The organism is Streptomyces sp. SD31 (assembly GCF_052068475.1).
Taxonomy (GTDB): domain Bacteria; phylum Actinomycetota; class Actinomycetes; order Streptomycetales; family Streptomycetaceae; genus Streptomyces.
In genome coordinates, this window is the sequence record NZ_JBQHCX010000021.1 from 55,053 (window position 1) to 74,367 (window position 19,315).

The 19,315-nt window shown below is 70.8% G+C and carries 18 protein-coding genes; 13 read left to right on the top strand and 5 right to left on the bottom strand.

Annotated features, from left to right (window positions below; translation table 11 throughout):
- The first annotated feature begins 53 nt into the window (after positions 1-53).
- Positions 54-2,207, top strand: coding sequence for a SpoIIE family protein phosphatase (locus tag ACTMVF_RS35945; protein ID WP_441275257.1), 2,154 nt, complete (start codon positions 54-56; stop codon positions 2,205-2,207).
- Positions 2,208-2,330: 123 nt separating this feature from the next.
- Here the strand turns inward: ACTMVF_RS35945 and ACTMVF_RS35950 are convergent, their stop codons facing one another.
- Complete coding sequence (locus ACTMVF_RS35950) at positions 2,331-3,689, bottom strand: S1 family peptidase (RefSeq protein ID WP_441275258.1); 1,359 nt, start codon at positions 3,687-3,689, stop codon at positions 2,331-2,333.
- A 188-nt stretch (positions 3,690-3,877) separates the two neighbouring features.
- Here ACTMVF_RS35950 and ACTMVF_RS35955 point away from each other — a divergent pair, with 188 nt between their 5' ends.
- The 6 genes from ACTMVF_RS35955 to ACTMVF_RS35980 all read left to right on the top strand — a co-directional run bounded on the left by ACTMVF_RS35955 (position 3,878) and on the right by ACTMVF_RS35980 (position 12,717).
- Positions 3,878-4,291 (top strand): PaaI family thioesterase, encoded by a 414-nt coding sequence (locus tag ACTMVF_RS35955; protein ID WP_441275259.1) that lies wholly within the window; start codon positions 3,878-3,880, stop codon positions 4,289-4,291.
- Between the two features lie 476 nt (positions 4,292-4,767).
- Positions 4,768-4,983, top strand: coding sequence for a hypothetical protein (locus ACTMVF_RS35960; RefSeq protein WP_030052098.1), 216 nt, complete (start codon positions 4,768-4,770; stop codon positions 4,981-4,983).
- 143 nt (positions 4,984-5,126) lie between these two features.
- Positions 5,127-5,933, top strand: coding sequence for an HlyD family efflux transporter periplasmic adaptor subunit (locus tag ACTMVF_RS35965; RefSeq protein ID WP_441275260.1), 807 nt, complete (start codon positions 5,127-5,129; stop codon positions 5,931-5,933).
- Entirely contained in the window at positions 5,930-8,152 is a 2,223-nt protein-coding gene (locus ACTMVF_RS35970) for an NHLP family bacteriocin export ABC transporter peptidase/permease/ATPase subunit (protein WP_441275261.1), read from the top strand. Before ACTMVF_RS35965 ends, ACTMVF_RS35970 begins: the two co-directional genes overlap by 4 nt.
- A 1-nt stretch (position 8,153) precedes the next feature.
- Positions 8,154-10,970 carry an NHLP bacteriocin export ABC transporter permease/ATPase subunit gene (locus ACTMVF_RS35975; RefSeq protein WP_441275262.1) on the top strand — a complete coding sequence of 939 codons (2,817 nt, stop codon included), beginning with the start codon at positions 8,154-8,156 and terminating at the stop codon, positions 10,968-10,970.
- Between the two features lie 226 nt (positions 10,971-11,196).
- Positions 11,197-12,717 (top strand): alpha/beta fold hydrolase, encoded by a 1,521-nt coding sequence (locus tag ACTMVF_RS35980; protein WP_441275263.1) that lies wholly within the window; start codon positions 11,197-11,199, stop codon positions 12,715-12,717.
- Between the two features lie 6 nt (positions 12,718-12,723).
- Here ACTMVF_RS35980 and ACTMVF_RS35985 read toward each other — a convergent pair whose 3' ends face one another.
- Positions 12,724-13,254, bottom strand: a complete 531-nt coding sequence (locus ACTMVF_RS35985) for an SRPBCC family protein (RefSeq protein ID WP_441275264.1) — start codon at positions 13,252-13,254, stop codon at positions 12,724-12,726.
- A complete protein-coding gene (locus ACTMVF_RS35990; RefSeq protein ID WP_441275265.1) occupies positions 13,251-13,598 on the bottom strand; it encodes an ArsR/SmtB family transcription factor in 348 nt (115 codons plus the stop codon). The genes ACTMVF_RS35985 and ACTMVF_RS35990 overlap by 4 nt, the downstream gene beginning before the upstream one ends.
- Before the next feature lie 102 nt (positions 13,599-13,700).
- Here ACTMVF_RS35990 and ACTMVF_RS35995 point away from each other — a divergent pair, with 102 nt between their 5' ends.
- From ACTMVF_RS35995 to ACTMVF_RS36015, 5 genes are read left to right on the top strand one after another with little or no spacing between them, the layout of a single operon-like run.
- Entirely contained in the window at positions 13,701-14,714 is a 1,014-nt protein-coding gene (locus tag ACTMVF_RS35995) for a Ppx/GppA phosphatase family protein (protein WP_441275266.1), read from the top strand.
- Positions 14,715-14,764: 50 nt separating this feature from the next.
- Positions 14,765-14,947 (top strand): hypothetical protein, encoded by a 183-nt coding sequence (locus tag ACTMVF_RS36000; RefSeq protein ID WP_441275267.1) that lies wholly within the window; start codon positions 14,765-14,767, stop codon positions 14,945-14,947.
- A gap of 41 nt (positions 14,948-14,988) precedes the next feature.
- Positions 14,989-16,020, top strand: coding sequence for an iron-containing redox enzyme family protein (locus tag ACTMVF_RS36005; RefSeq protein ID WP_441275268.1), 1,032 nt, complete (start codon positions 14,989-14,991; stop codon positions 16,018-16,020).
- Positions 16,021-16,695: a HemK2/MTQ2 family protein methyltransferase gene (locus tag ACTMVF_RS36010; RefSeq protein ID WP_441275269.1), complete on the top strand. Its 675-nt coding sequence runs from the start codon at positions 16,021-16,023 to the stop codon at positions 16,693-16,695.
- A complete protein-coding gene (locus ACTMVF_RS36015) occupies positions 16,676-16,882 on the top strand; it encodes a CDGSH iron-sulfur domain-containing protein (protein ID WP_441275270.1) in 207 nt (68 codons plus the stop codon). Before ACTMVF_RS36010 ends, ACTMVF_RS36015 begins: the two co-directional genes overlap by 20 nt.
- A 5-nt stretch (positions 16,883-16,887) precedes the next feature.
- On the opposite strand, the gene ACTMVF_RS36020 is transcribed toward ACTMVF_RS36015, so the two are convergent.
- A complete protein-coding gene (locus ACTMVF_RS36020) occupies positions 16,888-17,979 on the bottom strand; it encodes an amidinotransferase (protein WP_441275271.1) in 1,092 nt (363 codons plus the stop codon).
- 173 nt (positions 17,980-18,152) lie between these two features.
- Here ACTMVF_RS36020 and ACTMVF_RS36025 point away from each other — a divergent pair, with 173 nt between their 5' ends.
- A complete protein-coding gene (locus ACTMVF_RS36025; RefSeq protein ID WP_441275272.1) occupies positions 18,153-18,566 on the top strand; it encodes an STAS domain-containing protein in 414 nt (137 codons plus the stop codon).
- A gap of 147 nt (positions 18,567-18,713) precedes the next feature.
- Here ACTMVF_RS36025 and ACTMVF_RS36030 read toward each other — a convergent pair whose 3' ends face one another.
- Positions 18,714-19,148: a protease inhibitor gene (locus tag ACTMVF_RS36030; RefSeq protein WP_441275273.1), complete on the bottom strand. Its 435-nt coding sequence runs from the start codon at positions 19,146-19,148 to the stop codon at positions 18,714-18,716.
- Between the last annotated feature and the right edge of the window lie 167 nt (positions 19,149-19,315).

Below are 19,315 nucleotides of genomic sequence, written 5' to 3' on the forward strand. Positions count from 1 at the left end.
CCCGGCGCGCGTGAGCGGCTCGGGTCGCCTCCGGGACGCGCCCGTGCGAGGAGGTGGTCGGCGTGTCCGACGGGCAGACGTCCGCCCAGGCGCCGGCGGCCGCGAGGACGCGGGTCGGCCGACCGCTGCTGTCCCTGGCGCTGGCGTCAATGATGGACGACGTGCACGCGCACTCCGGTGCCGTGTATCTGCTGGCGCCCGACGAGCCCGTACTGGAGATGGCGGTGATGGCGGGGCTGCCCCGGGCCTTCGCGGCACCGTGGGAGCGGGTCGGGTTGAGCGCGCCGATCCCGGTCGCGGAGGCGGTGCGTGAGCGGCGGCTGGTGTGGGTCGGGGGCGAGGAGGACATGGCGGCCCGGTATCCGCGTATCGCCGTGGTCCTGCCCTATCCGTTCGCGCTGGCCGCGCTGCCCGTGGCCACCGAGACCACGGTCTACGGCGCGATCTTCGTGACCTGGCCCGGTTCGCATCCTCCGGAGCTGTCGGAGCGGGAGCGGGAACATCTGACGGCGGCCTGCCGGCGGCTCGCGGTGCGGCTGGAGCGCGCCAAGGAGGACAGCCGCCCGCCGCTGCCCGAACCCGATCTGCTCGGCGGGCCCGCGTTCGGCGGCGCGGCCGGCACGCTCGGCACGGTGGAGGCGGCGCGGATGGTGTCGCGGCTGCCGTACGGGCTGTGCTCGCTCGATCTGCACGGCCGGATCAGCTTCGCCAACCCGGCGGCGGCCGAGCTGATCGGCGTCCCGGCCAACCGGCTGCTCGGCAACCAGCTGTGGGCCTCGGTGCCCTGGCTCAACGACCCCGTGTACGAGGACCGTTACCGGGCCGCGCTGATGAGCCAGCACACGACGTCGTTCGTGGCGTTGCGCCCGCCCGGCGACTGGCTGTCCTTCCGCATGTATCCGAGCACGACCGGCCTGAGCGTACGGATCAGCAGGGCCCGCGCGGTGGCCGAGATGGGGCGTAGCGGACCACAGCCCGGCGATGCGCCGGCCCGGTTGGTGACCATCTCCCAGGTGCTGAGCCTGGCCGGTGCGCTCACCGAGGCGGTTGGCGTGCAGGATGTGGTGCAGCTGGTCGCGGACGAGATCGTGCCGGCCGTCGGCAGCCAGGCGCTGGTCGTGCTGGGCTCGCGGGCGGGCCGGCTGCATGTGCTCGGTCACCGCGGCTATCCGGATCCGCAGATCGTGGAGCGGTTCGACGGAATGCCGCTGACCGAGCAGACCCCGGGCACGCACGCCCTGAGCACCGGGGTGCCCGCGTTCTTCGAGTCCCAGGAGCAGCTGGAGCGCCTGTATCCGGCGCGGCACGCGACTCCCGACGGCTTCGCGGCCTGGGCGTATCTGCCGCTGATCGCCTCCGGCCGGCCGGTCGGCACCTGTGTGCTCGCCTACGCCGAGCCGCATCCGTTCCCGGCGGACGAGCGGGCGGTGCTGAACAGCCTGGGCGGGCTGATCGCACAGGCGCTGGAGCGGGCCCAGCTCTACGACGCCAAGAACCAGCTGGCGCACGGCCTGCAGGCCGCCCTGCTCCCCCACTCGCTGCCGACGCTGCCCGGCGTCGAAGCGGCCGCGCGCTATCTGCCCGCCATGCAGGGCATGGAGATCGGCGGCGACTTCTACGACCTGGTGCCGACGGAGCAGGGCCTGACGGCGGCGGCGGTGATCGGGGACGTGCAGGGCCACAACGTCACCGCGGCCGGTCTGATGGGCCAGATCCGCACCGCCGTACGCGCGTACACGACCGTCGGTCAGGCGCCCGAGGAGGTCATGCGCAGCACCAACCAGCTGCTGCTCGACCTCGGTTCCGACCTGTTCGCCAGCTGTCTGTACCTGCGGCTCGACCCGGAACACGGGCGCGCGGTGATGGCCCGCGCCGGGCATCCGCCTCCGCTGCTGAGACGGCCGGACGGACGGGTGCGGGTGCTCGACCTCGCCGGTGGCCCGCTGCTGGGCATCGACGGCTCGCCCACCTATCCGACGACGGAGGTCGACCTCGCGCCGGGCTGTGTGCTCGTCCTCTACACCGACGGGCTCATCGAGTCCCCCGGCGTCGACATCGAGGACGCGCTCGCCGACCTCGGCCAGGTGCTCACGGAGTTCGGGGAGCGTCCTTTGGACGAGCTGGCCGATCTGCTGATCCAGCATGCCGCGTCGGTGCGGGAGCGGGTCGACGACGTGGCGCTGCTGCTGTTGCGGGCGCGGGGCTGACGACCCGGCTGTCGACGACGTGCGGCCGGCGCCCCCGCAGACGCGGCGGTCCGGCCCTCCCGCCGGAGGGCCGGACCACGTTCTCGTCCGGATCACTCGGATCCGTGCGTCGGTGTCAGGGCGTCAGTTCCCTACGCCGTTGCCGACGATCTCGCCGAGGCCGTTGCCCGTGCCGTCGGCGTTGCCGTTGCCGACCTCTTCGCCGGCACCTGCTTCCTCACCACCGACCTCTTCGCCGGCTCCGGCCTCTTCACCGGCGCCCGCTTCCTCACCGGCACCGGCCTCTTCACCGGCGCCCGCTTCCTCACCGGCACCGGCTTCCTCACCGGCTCCAGCCTCTTCACCCGCGCCCGCGCCGCCCGCGGCGTCACCGCCGAGGGTCGCGCCGACCGCCTCCAAGGCGGTGGTCACCGGCTGGAAGAACGTCTCGCCGCCGACCGTGCAGTCACCGCTGCCGCCGGAGGTGAGGCCGATCGCCAGGCCGTCCTGGGTGAACAGGGAGCCGCCGCTGTCGCCGGGCTCGGCGCAGACGTCGGTCTGGATGAGCCCGGTGACCGTGCCCTCCGGGTAGTTCACGGTGGCGTCGAGCCCGAGGACCTGACCGTCGCTCAGCCCGGTGGTGCTGCCCATCCGGAACACCTGGAGGCCGACCTCGGCCTCCGCGGCCTGGCTGATCGCGAGGGTCTGGTCGCCGAGGTTGACCTCGCTCGGCGCCTCGGTCGCCGGGTCGTCGTACTTGACCAGGGCGAAGTCGCCGTCGCCGGGGAAGGTGGACTGGTCGACGGTGGCGATCGGCTGACCGCCCTCGGCGTCCGACCATTCATTGCCGGCGAGCGTGCAGTGGCCGGCGGTCAGGAAGGCGGGAGAACCGTCGCCCGCGGTGACGTTGAAGCCCGTGGAGCAGCGTGAGCCGCCGGCGAAGATGGCGTCGCCGCCGGAGAGGAACGTCTTGAAGGTGCCGGCCGACTTCTTGATGGTCGCCATGCCGGAGCCGAGGCTCTGGACGGTCGACTCCAGCTGGTCCCAGTTGTCGCCGGTGACGGTGCTGTCGGCGGTGACGAGGATCTTGTTCGTTCTGGGGTCGACCGCCCAGGCCGTGCCCGGGATGGTCGCCTCGGACTTCAGGGTCTGCGCGCCGGACTCGAGCTCGGACAGGCTGTTCTCGACCTCGCGGACCTTCGCGCCGGCCTTCTTCGCCTGGACGATCACGTTGTTGTTGTCGCCGGGGACGACGTTGACGACGAGCTGCCGGCTCTCGGCGTCGTAGTACGAACCGGCGAAGGCGTCGCCGAGCAGTCCCGCGAGCTGCGAGGCGAGATCCGACGCGGCCGCCGCCTTCAGGGTCTTGGGGGCGGCGGCGTCGTTCGACGCGCCGTCCTGGGACGCGTTGGCGTTCGGCAGCAGGATCGCGGCCGCTCCGAGCGCCACCACGCTTCCCGCGGCTATCGCGGCCTTGCGCTTCGGAATTCGCTTGTGACTCAAACTTCTCGACCTCCTGGGGGACGGGGTCTGTGCCGCCGTTCGTCCGGCGGCTTTTCGGGGCGCCTGGTTGGCAGTTGGTACGCACGGGTCGCACGGGGTGTTCAACTCCGTTTGCGCGCGCCCCGCTCGAAACACCGAATCGGCCAAGGACCGCGCCCGCGGGTCCGGCGGCGGGAACAATCCCCCATATGACGATGACCACCGCCGAAGCCGACAAGATCCTCTCCGCCAACTTCGCCCCCTGGGTCCTTCAACTGGGCCTGTCCGTCGAGGCGGTGGAGGAACGCCGCGCGATCCTGCGAATGCCCTGGTCGGACGGGCTCGCCCGGGAGGGCGGCGCACTGTCCGGGCAGGCGCTGATGGCCGCCGCCGACACCGCCACCGTGATCGCGGTGTCGGCGGCGCGCGGGGCGTACGGGCCGATGACGACGGTGCAGCAGTCGACGTCCTTCCAGCGCGCCGTGATCGGTTCGGATGTCCTGATCGAAGCGGTCGTCACCAAGCTGGGCCGTCGTATGGCGTTCGCCGACATCACGATGACCGCCGAGGGGTCGGGAGACATCGCCGCCCGGGCGAGCACGGTGTACGCACTACTGGGCTGACACGATCCGCTACCGATCGGTAGCGGTCGGTTGTGAACACCGATCGGAATCCTGGCTTCAGGGAATCTGCACATTCAATACTCAACGAAGTCACCCTGGCCCAGGGTTCTGCACAAGGTGCTACCCACGGTCACCCCCTTGGGGCGGGAGTGTCGGATTCGCCGCCGCACCGGCCGGGTCCTCCCCGAGCCGATGCAACAGCTCGCCCGAGCCGATGCTGTGACGCATGTGAAGAAGTCGCCGACAAGACGTGCCCGCGTCTGCACGGATCGATGCCGCTGAGATCAAAGTGCCCTGGTGAGGCCGAAGTTTGATTGGAAGCCCGTACCCGCAGCGTGCTTTGATCCATCGCACCGCAGGGGCCGTTAACGGCTTTTCGGAAACGGGCGCCGGGTGCCTGCGGTCGCGGCCGTCATCTGTCCCCAGAGGGGGCCGCTCCCCCTTATGAAATACCCATTAGGAAGGGAAGTTCCATCATGAACTCCACCCCCCAGGTTGCGACCGTCGAGATCTCCGACGCCGAGCTCGACAACGTCTCCGGCGGCCTGCAGGTCAACGCCGTGAACGGTGCCCTCGACGCTGTCAACGGCATCGCCCCGGTTTCCGGCCTGGTCGACACGGTCGTCGGCACCGTGGAGGGTGTCACCGGCCTGAACACCGCCCCGGTCTCGGGTCTGGTCGCCGGTCTCTGATCGCGCCTTTTGTACCGCTGAGTCCCGGAGCCGTTCCCCGGCTCCGGGACTCTCGGGTGCCGTAAAACAAGTCCGGCACCACCCGCAACACGACCGGCCCATGCGAGCCGGTCTCCACTCATCCTCAGGTGAGGGAAAGTTCCGTGCAGTTCCGCCAACAGGCCCTCGCCAAGCTCCAGTCACCGGAGGAACTCGACCTTCCGGTGCGCTTCGCCCGCCCTCAGGGCTGGCTGGTGCTCTGCGTGACGGTGGTCGTCATGGCCGCCGCGTCCGTATGGGCGGTGACCGGTTCGGTCGCCTCCACGGTCGGCGCGCCCGCCATCCTCACCCACGGCCAGGGCAGCTACATCCTGCAGAGCCCCGTCGCCGGCCAGGTCACCGCCGTCCTCGCCGAGCAGGGCCAGCGGCTCCCGGCGAACTCCCCCGTACTGAAGGTCCGCACGGCCAAGGGCGACGCGGTCGTCCGCACGGTCGCCGCGGGCCGGGTCACCGCGCTCGCCGCCACCATCGGACAGATCATCTCCACCGGCGCGAACGTCGCCGCCGTGGAGAAGGTCGCCCACACCAAGGATCCGCTGTACGCCACGGTGTACGTCCCCGCCGAGAACGCGGCCTCCATCCCCGACAAGGCCGCCGTGGACCTCACCGTCTCCTCGGTGCCCACCCAGGAGTACGGCGTCCTGCGCGGCCATGTGAAGTCGGTGGACCGCTCCGCGCAGTCGGCGCAGCAGATCGCCGCGTTCCTGGGCGACAACCAGCTGGGCGAGCAGTTCACGAAGGACGGCAGGCCGGTGGCCGTACTGGTGAAGCTTGACAAGGAGTCGAGCACCAAGAGCGGCTACAAGTGGTCGTCCGCGGACGGGCCGCCGTTCTCCCTCACCTCCATGACCATGGCCGAGGCCTCCATCCGGCTGACCGACCAGCGCCCTGTCGATTGGCTGCTGCCGTGAGCGCCGCACAGGAGACGCGCAGCAGGCGCCGCGCCGCCCCGCCCAAGCGCCCCGTGCCCAAGGGGCGCTCGAAGACGGTCCGCACGCCCACCGTGCTCCAGATGGAGGCCGTGGAGTGCGGCGCCGCCTCCCTCTCGATGGTGCTCGGCCACTACGGCCGCCACGTCCCGCTGGAGGAGCTGCGCATCGCGTGCGGTGTCTCCCGCGACGGCTCGCGCGCCAGCAACCTGCTCAAGGCCGCCCGCAGCTACGGGCTGACCGCCAAGGGCATGCAGATGGACACGGCCGCCCTCGCCGAGGTGAAGACACCGGCCGTCCTGTTCTGGGAGTTCAACCACTACGTCGTCTACGACGGCATGGGCCGCCGCTTCGGCCGCCGCGGCGTCTACATCAACGACCCCGCCAAGGGCCGCCGCTTCGTGCCCATGGAGGACTTCGACGGCAGCTTCACCGGCGTCGTCCTCGTGATGGAGCCCGGCGAGGACTTCAGCAAGGGCGGCCGCAAGCCGGGCGTGCTCGGCGCGATGCCGGCCCGGCTGCGCGGCACCGCGGGCACGATGCCCGCCGCCGTCCTGGCGAGCCTGCTGCTGGTGGTGGTCGGCGCGGCGGTGCCCGCACTGAGCCGCACCTACATCGACGAGTTCCTGATCGGGAACCAGACCTCGCTGCTGAGCGTGCTGTTCGCGTCCATGGGGACCTGCGTCGCGCTCACCCTCGTACTGACCTGGCTGCAACAGGCGAACCTGCTGCGCGGCCGCATCATCTCCTCCACCCTCTCCAGCGCCCGCTTCCTGCGCCATCTGCTGCGGCTGCCGGTGACGTTCTTCTCCCAGCGCAGCCCGGCCGACCTGGTGCAGCGCCTCCAGTCGAACGACGCGGTGGCCGAGACGCTGGCCCGCGACCTCGCGGCGGCGGGCGTGGACGCGGTGGTCGTCGTGCTCTACGCGCTCCTCCTCTACACCTACGACCCCCAGCTCACCTTCGTCGGCATCGGCGTCGCCCTGCTGAACGTCGTCGCCATGCGAGTCGTCATCCGCCTGCGCGCGACCCGTACGGCAAAGCTGCGCGCGGACAACGCCCGGCTCACCAACACGGCGTACACCGGCCTCCAGCTGATCGAGACGATGAAGGCGACCGGCGGCGAGGACGGCTACTTCCGCAAGTGGGCCGGACAGCACGCCACCACGCTGGAGGAGCAGCAGCGCCTGGGCGTCCCGAGCGCCTGGCTGGGCGTGGTGGCGCCCACGCTCGCGACGCTCAACAGCGCGCTCATCCTCTGGATCGGCGGTATGCGGGCGGTCGAGGGCGGCATATCCGTCGGCCTGCTGGTCGCCTTCCAGGCCCTGGTCACCCGCTTCACCGCCCCGATCACCCGCCTGAACGGCGTCGCCGGCCGCATCCAGGACTTCGCCGCCGACGTGGCCCGCCTGAAGGACGTGGAGAACTTCGAGGCGGACCCACTCTACGGCCGTCCCGGCGCCGGCGAGTCGACGCGCCGGCTCAACGGCCACGTCGAGCTGCAGAACATCACCTTCGGCTACAGCCCACTCGACAAGCCCCTGCTCACCGGCTTCGACCTGACCGTCGGCCCGGGCCAGCAGGTGGCCCTGGTCGGCGGCTCCGGCAGCGGCAAGTCGACGGTCTCCCGGCTGATCTCGGGCCTGTACACCCCCTGGGAGGGCGTCATCCGCATCGACGACCAGCGCATCGAGGACATCCCGCGCGGTGCGCTCGCGGCCTCCGTCTCCTTCGTCGACCAGGAGGTCTTCCTCTTCGAGGGCACGGTCCGCGACAACGTGGCCCTGTGGGACCCGTCCATCCCCGACGACGCGGTGGTGGACGCGCTGCGTGACGCGGCGCTGTACGACGTGGTCATGCGCCGCCCCGGCGGTATCCACAGCAAGGTCGAGCAGGACGGACGCAACTTCTCCGGCGGGCAGCGCCAGCGCCTGGAGATCGCTCGGGCCCTGGTGCGCCGGCCCAGCATCCTGGTGCTGGACGAGGTGACGAGCGCGCTGGACGCCGAGACCGAGCAGGTCGTGATGGACAACCTGCGCAAGCGCGGCTGTGCCTGTGTGGTGATCGCGCACCGGCTCAGCACCGTGCGCGACAGCGACGAGATCGTCGTACTCCAGCACGGCACGATCGTCGAACGCGGGCGGCACGAGGAGCTGGTGGCGCGCGGCGGCGCGTACGCGGCACTGGTCAAGGAGCGGTGAGATGACCTCCGTCCACGAGGGCGACCTCGTTCTCAACGCGCTCGGTCAGATGGGCACACGCATCGACTGCGCCGGCTTCAACCGCCTCGATCTCGAAGGCCCGCAGGTGCTGTGGCTGGTCGCGTCCGGCGCCGTGGACCTGTTCGCGGTCGACGCCGGGCAGCAGGGCCACTGGCACCACCTCGGCCGCCTGGAGGCGGGCTCGCTGCTGCTCGGCCCGGTCGCCGGACCGCAGCACACGCTGGTGGCCCGCCCGCTCAGGGACTGCGTCGTGCACCGCATCGGGCTGCGCGAGCTGTACCAGCCCGCCAACACCCAGACGTGGTCGTACGACGAGTACGGCAACCCGCAGTACGTCCCCCCGACGACGAGCCCGCTGGAGTACGCCCTCGCGCTCGGCGTCGGCCGCAGCCTCTCCATCCTCTTCCAGGCACCGATGGCCACCGAGCGGGCCGCCGAGGTGACCGACGACGACGTCTTCTGGATGCAGGTGCCGCCCGGCAGCGTGCAGTACGGCTCGCTGTACGGCGCGGAGGCCGCCGCCGACCTGCTGATGGACCCGGCGGTCTGGCAGTCCATGGTCGACCAGCAGTACCGCCTGCTGACCACCCTGGACCGCTGGATCGAGCAGCTGGAGCGCACCCACGAGACGCGCACCGCCGAGGGCATCAAGGCCGGCGAGGCGGTGCGCGCCCAGGCCGACCGGACGCTGCTGGCGTCCATCGGCAAGCGGGGCGACAAGCGAACGACGGCCGCCGACGCGGACGCCAGCTACGCGGCCTGCAAGCTGGTCGCCGAGGCGGCCGGGATCACACTGGCCGAGCCCGCGCAGAGCGGCACCGAGAGCGACCGGCTCGACCCGGTCGAGCGGGTGGCCATCGCCTCCCGGGTCCGTGCCCGGGCCGTACGGCTGGACGGACGGTGGTGGCGGGACAACGTCGGCCCGCTCGTCGGTCACCGGGCGCTGTCCGGTGCACCGGTGGCGTTGCTGTGGCGGCGCGGTGGCTATGTCGCCGTCCATCCGGCGACCGGCCGGGAGACGCCGGTCGAGAAGGCCAACGCGGAGGAGTTCGAGCCGCGTGCCGTGATGTTCTACCGCCCGCTGCCCGACCGCGCGCCCAGCCCGCTCAGGCTCCTGCGGTTCAGCATGCGGGGCACCGGCGGCGATCTGACGAACCTGCTGATCAGTGGCCTGGTGACGGTGGCGATCGGTGCGCTGGTACCGATCGCGACGGGCAAGATTCTCGGCGAGTTCGTGCCGAAGGCCCAGACCGGGCTGATCGTGCAGTTCTGTCTGGCCGTGATGATCAGCAGTGTCGTGGCCGCGGCGTTCATGCTGCTGCAGAACCTGACGATCCTGCGTCTGGAGGGCCGTATAGAGGCCACGCTCCAACCGGCGCTTTGGGACCGGCTGCTGCGGCTGCCCACGAAGTTCTTCACCGAGCGCTCGACCGGCGAGCTGGCCAGCCAGGCCATGGGTATCAGCGCGATCCGTCGTCTGATGGCGGGAGTCGGCCCGGTCGTGGCGTCGTCGGTGACGGTGGGCGCGATGAACCTGGCGCTGCTGTTCTGGTACAGCGTGCCGATGGCGATGGCGGCGATCGGCATGCTCGTCGTCATCGCGGCCGTGTTCCTGGGGCTCGGGCTGTGGCAGGTGCGCTGGCAGCGGCGGCTCGTGGTGCTCAGCAACAAGCTCAACAACCAGGCGTTCCAGACGCTGCGCGGGCTGCCGAAGCTGCGGGTCGCGGCGGCCGAGAACTACGCGTACGCGGCCTGGGCGGACCGGTTCGCGCGCAGCCGTGAGCTCCAGCAGAAGGTGGGGCGGATCAAGAACCTCACCACGGTGATGGGCGCGGTGTACCTGCCGGTGTGCACGCTGCTGATGTTCATGCTGCTGGCGGGTCCGGCGCGCGGGTCGATGTCGGCGGCCGCGTTCCTCACCTTCAACACCTCGGTGACGATGCTGCTGACGTCGGTCACCCAGCTGACCGGCTCGTTCGTGTCGGTGGTGGCCGCGCTGCCGCTGTTCGAGGAGATCAAGCCGGTGCTGGACGCGACACCCGAGGTGCGCACGGCGAGCACCCGGCCGGGCCCGCTGACCGGGTCGATCGAGGCGCGCCGCCTGTCCTTCCGGTACTCCGACGACGGTCCCCTGATCCTCGACGATGTGTCCTTCGACGTACGCCCGGGCGAGTTCGTGGCGATCGTCGGCCCCAGCGGCTGCGGCAAGTCGACGCTGCTCAGGCTGCTGATCGGCTTCGACAAGCCGGTGTCCGGCAGTGTGCTCTACGACGGCCAGGACCTGTCGGCGCTGGACCAGTCGGCCGTACGGCGGCAGTGCGGGGTGGTGCTCCAGCACGCCCAGCCCTTCACCGGTTCGATCCTCGACGTCATCTGCGGCACCGAGCCGTACACGCCGGAAGAGGCGATGGCGGCGGCCGAGATGGCGGGGCTCGCCGAGGACATCAAGCGGATGCCGATGGGGCTGCACACCATCGTCTCGGGCAGCGGGGCGATCTCCGGCGGCCAGCGGCAGCGCCTGATGATCGCGCAGGCGTTGATCCGCCGGCCGCGCATCCTCTTCTTCGACGAGGCGACCAGCGCCCTCGACAACGAGACCCAGCGCACCGTCATCGAGTCGACCAAGGCCCTCAACGCCACCCGCATCGTCATCGCGCACCGCCTGTCGACGGTGCTGGACGCCGACCGCGTGATCGTGATGGAGGACGGCAAGGTGGCCCAGCAGGGCCCACCCGCGCAGCTCCTCGCGGACACGAGCGGGCGGCTGCACGAGTTGGTGCGACGCCAGATGGCGTGAGTGCGGCGCCGGATGGCGTGCGCGCGACGCCGGATCAAGTCCAGGGACGGCTCAGGGCTTTGCGGGGCAACCCCCGAGGCGTCCCCCTGAGGGCGACCCCGACCACGACCCGGTGCCTTCCCTGATTCCCGTCCTGTTCGGTTGTGACCCCGGCTGGATCACTGCCACCTTCGATCTTGCGGGTCTCGCCCGTGATCCGTTTCGCAGGACGCTCGGAAGGGACTTCATGGAGTTACGCATCAGGGCGCTCACCGCAGCGCTCGCCGTCGGGTTACTCGCCGGGGTGTCGGCGCCGGGCGTGGCGTCGGCGCAGGCCGGCCCTCGAGGCAGCGGCTCGGCGACGCAGGAGGCGATCGACTGGAAACCATGCGCCCAGGACGCCACGGCGGAGTGCGGGACCCTGCGCCTGCCCGTCGACTGGGCACGCCCGTCGGGCGAGACGTTCGATCTCGCCGTGGGCCGTCGCAAGGCGACCGATCCGGATCGCCGCGTCGGGGTGCTGCTGGTCAACCCGGGCGGTCCGGGCGCCTCGGGGGTGAACTTCGCCGTTGCGGACGCCAAGTCCCACTTCAGCCCCGACATCCAGGAGCGGTTCGACATCGTCGGGTTCGACCCCCGGGGCGTCGGCGCCAGCCATCCGGTGAAGTGCTCCAGCGAACTGCTGCGCCAACAGCCGTCGGTCTACCCCCGCAACCAGACGGAGTTCGACCGGCTCGCCGAGTTCAACCGCGCGTTGCGCGAGGACTGCCGGCGGCACACCGGTCCGCTCTTCGACCACGCCGACACCTTGAGCGTCGTACGGGACATGGACGCGCTCCGTGGGGCGCTGGGCGAGGAGAAGATCAACTACTTCGGCCACTCCTACGGCACGCTGATCGGCGAGCAGTACGCGGAGGAGTACGGCGACCGGATCCGGTCCATGGCCCTCACCGCGAACATCGACCACAGCCTCGGCGCCCGCGAGTTCCTCGTCTCCTCCGCGGCCGCCGCCGAGGACTCGTTCCACCAGTTCGTGAAGTGGTGCGACCGTTCCAGCTCCTGCGCGCTGCACGGCCGGGACGTCACCGCCGTATGGGACCGCCTGCTCGCCAGGGCGGACCGGGGGGAGATACGCGATCCGGAGAGTCCGCAACGGGCCCTGACCGCGCACAAGATCGCGTTCGACGTCTTCATGAAGTTCTACGGTCCGCGCTGGGACGAGCTGGGCGCCTACGTGGCGGGCCTCGACGCACAGGAACCGCAGGAGCGGCAGCGATCCGAGCAACCTCGCCAAGACCGGCCGCCGCTGTCACGGGAAGCGGACCAGCAGACGACGGCGGAGCCGTTCTACGCGGTCTTCTGCCAGGACTGGCGCATCCGGGCGAAGGACTACCGGGAGTACGCCGAGCTGACCCGGGCCGAACTACGGGCCGCGCCGCACATGCGCGGTTCACCGCGCGTGCACCCGGCGGTTGCCGGGTGCATCGGCTGGCCCGACGAGGTGAACAACCCGCAGCACCGTCTGCGCATCACCGAGGCACCCAAGATCCTCATGCTGCACTCACGGCACGACCCGGCGAACCACTTCACTTGGGCGGCCAATGTCCACCGGCAGACCAGGGGTACGACCGTCCTGCTGCCGTACGAGGGCGCCGGACACAGCGTCTACGGGCGCAGTGACTGCACACGTGGTGCCGTGGACGAGTACCTGACGGAGCTGAGAGTCCCGAGCACCGGGAGCAGTTGTGCACCCGCCGGGACGAACTGATCGGGTTCAGGCGTCCAAGCCAGGGACCGGGGCGCCGGAGGGGACGCCGGCGGATACATAGCCGTCGTAGAACTCCTTCCAGGGCGCCTCGGCCCCGGCGTGCGCTCCCTCGAAGCGCTCCCCGCGCACGTGCGCGTCGAGGGCCGCGAGGCAGACCTCCCAGCCGGCGCTGTTGCGGGCGGCGGTGTCCTCGGCGACGAGGACGTTGGTGAGCGTGAAGCGGGTGCGTTTGTCGTCCAGGGCCTCCAGGTCGAAGTGCAGTTCGTCGCCGCCCCACTCGAAGGACAGGTGCCGGGGTTCGTCGACGGCGATCACGCGGCCCGTGGAGTCCTCCATGTTCGGGTCGCTGCTGAACTTGATCGTGCCGCCGGGGCGCAGCTCGATCTCGGCGCGGGACGGGAACCAGTGGGCCAGTTCGTCGGCGTCGGTCAGGAACTGCCAGACGCGTTCGACGGGATGGTCGTAGGTACGGCTGAAGCGGACAGCCGGGCGGCCGTCGTCCAGGGTCAGGTAGGTGCCGGTGAGATCTGCGGTCATGGCGGATCAGTCCTTCGTGGTGGGTCCATGCCGTCCGAGGTCTCGTCGAGTCGGCGGCCCAGGGCGTCCAGGCTGCGGTTCCAGAGCTCGCGGTACGGGGCCAGCCAGGCGTCGAGTTCGGCGATCGGGGTGGGATCGAGGGCGTAGACGCGGCGCTGGGCATCCTGCCGTACCCGCACCAGGCCGGCCTCCCGCAGCACCTTCAAATGCTTCGACGTACTGGGCTGGCTCAGACCGCATGCCTCCACGATCTCCCCCACGGGCCGCGGCCGCTCCAGGAGCAGCGCGACGATGGCCCGTCGGTGGGGATCGGCGAGGGCGCTCCAGAGCGAGGCGTCGGACACGGCTCCAATATGCCTCTGCGGTTATATTCCAGTCAAGGAATGTAAAAGCCCCGCTCCTGTGCGCCCCCGTTGCTCCCGCCCTGAAGCGGGTACTGGCGACGCATGCGAATCAGTGTCGTGGATGTGGGGTCCAACACGGTCCGACTGGTGGTGGCCGATGCGGAGGACGGGGTACCGCTGCCCGTCCACACCGAGAAATGGCGGCTGCGGCTGTCCCAGCAGGTCAGGCCCGGGGACAGCATCCCCGAGGAGGCGGTCGAGCAATTGGTCTGCGCGGTCGCCGCCGCGGGCCGGACCGCGACCAGATGGGGCGCCACCGCTCCCCTGGCCTTCGCGACCGCCGTGGTGCGCGGCGCACCGAACCGCCACGAGGTGGTGCGCACCGTGCGCACGCGGACGGGGGTGAGCCTGTGCACCCTGCCGGGCGAGGTCGAGGCCGAGCTCACCTTCCTCGGGGCGCGGCGGTGGATGGGCTGGCGGTCGGGGCCGCTCGCCCTGCTGGACATCGGCGGCGGCTCGCTCGAAGTGGCGTTCGGTCGTGGCCGGTTACCGGACTTCGTGGCGTCGCTGCCGCTCGGCGCGGCACGGCTGACCCATGAGTTCTTCACCGACGAGGACCCGCCGGCGACGCGACAGGTACGGGCGCTGCGCCGCAAGGTCCGCCATCAGCTGCGGGACGTCGCGGCCCGGATCCGCTGGGAGGGGCCGCACACGGCGACCGCCACCTCGCGTACGTTCCAGCAACTGGGTCGTCTGTGCGGGGCCGCACCGGGTCGGCACGGTCCGTTCATGGAACGGCAGTTGGCGCGTGCGGACCTGCGGGAGGCCATCGGGCGCCTGGCCGCGTTGCCCGCCGCCGAGCGCGCCCTGCTGCCCGGCATCTCCGCACCGCGCGCCGCCCAGAGCCTGGCCGGCGCGGTGGTCGCGCACACGGCGATGAAGCTGACCGGCCTCAGTACGGTGACGATCTGTCCGTGGGCGATCCGCGAAGGGATCATGCTGCGGCACATCGAGGACGGCGCGTCCTGGTGGGCGGAGATCAGCCGCCTCAACGACGAGGCCGTTCTGTCCGACCCGGTACCCCTGCGGATCGCGAGCGCGCCCGCGACCAGCTGACCGCAGAAAGGATCCACGGCACGCAACCGCCCGAGACGGAAGGAGACCCCGTGACCGACGGCAAGAAGGACCACGAGGAGCACCCCGAGACGGCGTTCGAAGAGGTCATCGACGAGATCACCGACGCCGAGCGCCGCACCCGGGACTCCGCCGAGCAGCGCCGCCACAGGGGCGAGGCCGGCGATGCCATCACCCCCAACACACGCGCCCAAGAGGAGTCCGAGGGCGAGTGACCGGGGCGGGTGGCCCGGCGCCCCACGGGTACTCGGCGGTCATGACACACGACCTCCGCCCGACGCGAGGCGGCGAAGGGCCCCCGCTGCCGACCGCGCGGGGCCCCGTCTCCGCTGCCGTCGAGGAGTATCTGCGGGGTGCGGGCCCACCGCCCCGGCACCAGGATGTCGCGGGCGCGGCCGTCTACGGCGACGACCTTCAGCTGGCCCTCTACCTCTGCTACGAACTGCACTACCGCGGTTTCGCCGGCGTGCCCGAGTCCCTCGAGTGGGACCCGGACCTGCTGCGTGTCCGCGCCGCGCTGGAACACCGCTTCCTGACCGCCCTGCGCGCGGACGTGCCCACCCACGACAGCGTCGAGGACGCGCTGGCCGGCCTCCTCGTCGAACCCGTCGACGGCACGGGAGTCAGTCACTTCCTCTGCGCCGAGGGCGAGTTGTGGCAGCTGCGCGAGTACGCGGCCCAGCGCTCCCTGTACCACCTCAAGGAGGCGGACCCGCATGCCTGGGTGCTGCCCCGGCTGTGGGGCAGGGCCAAGTCGGGCATGGCGGCGGTGGAGTTCGACGAGTACGGCGGCGGCCGGCCCGAACGCGTCCACGCACGCCTCTTCGCCGACCTGATGACGGACCTCGACCTGGACACGGCGTACGGGCGCCATCTCGACGCGGCGATCGCGGAAGCCCTGGCCACGGTCAATCTGATGTCCCTGCTGGGCCTGCACAGGGCGCTGCGCGGAGCCCTCGTCGGCCATTTCGCGGCGGTCGAGATCACCTCGTCACCGGCCTCACGGCGGCTGGCCGAGGCGATGCGCCGCACGGGCGCCGGGCCCGCCGCCGAGCATTTCTACGACGAGCATGTCGAGGCGGACGCGGTGCACGAGCAGGTCGTACGCCATGACGTCATCGGCGGCCTGCTCGCCGAGGAGCCGCACCTCGCCCCGGACGTCGCCTTCGGCATCGACGTCACCGGGTATCTGGAGGACCGCCTCGCCGACCGGCTGCTCGGCGCCTGGCGCGCGGGACGGTCGTCGCTGCGCACGCCCCTACGGTCCGAGATGCCCCTTACTTTCTGAATGCCCGGGTACCCGGGGTCGGTGAAGCCACTGGTCCCCCCGGGCGTCTACGCCCCTCAGGAAGACACCGACCTGCTCGTCGGCGCCCTGCGCGAGGAGCCGCTGCCCGACGGCGCGCACGTCCTCGACGTGGGGACCGGTTCGGGCGCGCTGGCGATCGAAGCCGCTCGACGCGGCACACAGGTGACCGCGGTGGACGTGTCCTGGCGGGCGGTGTGCGCGGCACGGCTGAACACCCGGCTGGCCGGGCTCGATGTCCGCATCCGGCACGGCAACCTCTTCGCCCCGGTGCGGGGGCAGTCGTTCGACCTCATCCTGGCCAACCCGCCGTATGTCCCCGCGCCGGACACGGGCCACGCCCCGCACGGTGCGGCCCGGTCCTGGGACGCCGGCCGGGACGGACGGCTCCTCCTCGACCGGATCTGCCGGGAGGCCCCCGCCCTGTTGCGCCCCGGCGGCGTTCTCCTGGTCGTGCACTCGGCGCTCAGCTGCCCCGGCCGGACTCTGACGAACCTGCGGGGGGCAGGGCTGAAGGCATCCGTGACACGGCGTCGGGTGATCCCGTTCGGCCCCGTGCTGCGGTCGCGGGAGGGCTGGCTGCGGGAGCGCGGCCTGCTGTCCGCACCGGACCAGAGGGAGGAACTGGTGGTCGTCCGTGCCGAACTCCCCGTCTGACGAGCCGCGCCGCGTCAAGGTCCAGCGCCAGGGCCCCCTCCTGGTGGAGGGCCCGGTGGAGGTGGAGCTGGAGGACGGCACGATCGTCACCTCCGACCGCTTCCGCGTCGCCCTGTGCACCTGCCGCCGCAGCCGCCGCTACCCGTGGTGCGACACCAGCCACCGCGACCGGGCCAAGGAACGCTGAGCCGGTCAGTCGAAGTACGACTCGAGGGTCCCGCGGCGCCGGATGTCGAGCGTCGCGCAGTGGAACGAGCCCCCGAACGGCGCGTAGTGCAGCAGGTCGCAGGGGATCGGCTCGAACCCCCACTGTTCGAGCGCGCGCAGCATGCCGGTGTGGTGGCGTTCGGCGATCACTCGTTTCTCGTCGACCATGAGCACGTTCATGCTGAGCCATTTGCCGCACATGGAGGTGATCCTGAGCAGGCGGTCGTCGATCGGATCGGGCTCCGGAGCGACCAGGACGTCCCAGGAGTTCAGGACCTCGGGCAAGCGATCGACGTCGATGTACTCGGGATTGACCAGGACCTTGCCGGGGGCGAGCAGGACGAAGGTCGTGTCGATGTGCATGGGCGTACGGCAGCGGCTCTCGATCTCGTGGATGCGATAGCCGGGCCCGAGATGGCGGCGCAGCCACTCGATGCCCATCCGATTGGTGACATTGCTGCGCGTGACGAACAAGTCGCGGCCCGCGCGGACGAAGTCCGCGGCGTCGAAGACCGGCTCGAACTCGGTGAGGACGTAGCGCATGGGTTCGCCGGGCCCGGGCGCACGGAAGCCCGGCTCGAACAGCTCGTCGGTGAGCTGCGGCTTCGGCGCCGCCGTCCAGCGCGCGCCGCGCCGGAAGTACTCCTTGAGGATCGCGCGATACGAATGCGTCTCGAAGTACCGGCATGGCCATGCCATCGGGGTCTCGATGATCTCGTCGCCGATCACGAGCAGACTGTCACGCGGACAGGTGTTGCAGAAACCCCGCGACGACCAGTGCGGGGTGCCGAAGCGTCGACTGTGGTCGACCGCGTCCGGGCGCCGGACCGTGACATCGAGGGACCGCAGAAGAGCGATGAACCCTTCGAGTTCGTCCTGCGCCCCCTCGACCAGCGCGCGCGGATACTTGAATCCGCTCGCGAGCCCCAGCAACCGCCCCGTCCAGGGCGGGACGTTGCAGGTGACGACCGAATGGCGGGACGGGAACGTCGCGCCGTCGAGACGTCCGACGACGATTTCCTCCAGCGGGTCCCACTCGTTGTGCGAGTTGACCGGCGAGACAAGTTGCTCCTCCACAGCACCGCCGGGTACCCAGCGCCCACATGGTCACTCATAGTGAGTCAACCGCTTCCGATTGTATTCACCAGGTCGAGTGAACCAGGTCTTGCGCGCGGCGCCGCAGGGATGCCGACCCTCACCGCCGGGTAACAGCCCTGATCAAACGCGCCCTTTTCCGAGGTGGAGCGGACATGACGCCGGACGCCGCCGATCGCGCCCCCCATCCGACCGAGGACCTGGCCATGGACCCCTTCCGGTCCGTGCCGCCCCCGGCGAACGCCCATGCCCGCACGCGCAGATGCGGCCCGTTCACCGTGGTCGAGGTCCTGGGTGAGATCGATCTGGCGACGGCGGCGCTTCTTGCCGAGCATCTGGACGCGGCGACGGCGAGACCGGAGTCGGACGTGGTGGTCGATCTGCGGCGGGTCGACTTCTTCGACTGCTCGGGACTGCGTGTCCTGTGCCGGGCCGAGAGACGGGCCAGGGACCGTGGCGGCCGTCTCCGGGTCGTCTCCGACGCGCCGCGGATCCGGCGACTGCTGCACGGCGCGGGCCTGCTGGGCCGTTTCGCGCCCTTGCCGCGGATCCCCGGGGAGAACGGGTGACCCGTAGCGGTCCGAGGTGTCGGCCGGGCGGCCCCACTCCGCCCGGCCGACCCCCGATGCGAGATCACAGAGGGTCCCTCGGCACGGCTCGTACTCCCCATCCGCGAGCCTTTGCCGAACTGCACGGGGACCGTGCGATCCCGGTCCTTAGAACGCGAAGAGACTCGTGGTGTACGAGCCCTTCACGCACTCGTTGGAGAAGGTGCGCTCATAGGAGACGCGCTGCCCCTGCCAGACGCCGTCGACGGTGACGATCACGGGGTCGTACTGCTTGGTGCACAGCATGCCGTCCCGGGCCGTCAGATCCTCGAAGTTGCCGCCCACACCGCGCAGTTCGGCACAGGCCGAGGCGGGGTCGGGATGGGTGCCCGAGGGCGTCGGGGAACAGCTCAGGGTGACCGCGCGCACCGGGGTGGTCATGGTGGCGCTGTCACCGTGGGCCACGGTGAGCACCAGGGCCGAGGGTGCGTAGAGCGAGGCGGGGGCGGCGTCCGGGGCGGCCAGGGCGGATCCGGTGAGGGGTCCGCAGACGGCGGTGGCCGTGAGGCCGAGGGTCGCTGCCCAGCGCGCGGTGTTCCGCATTGTGTGCATCCTTCCGCTCGAGTTGAGGGTGTGCCGGCTCCGGCGCGATCGGTGCCGGAGCGACGAGCGGGAGTCTGCCGAGTCCGCCGCCGAAACTCACATCGACACCACTGGTTTCAGTAACCTTGCGTATTGAATCAGTGGCGTGAAGTAACGGACTTCGAACG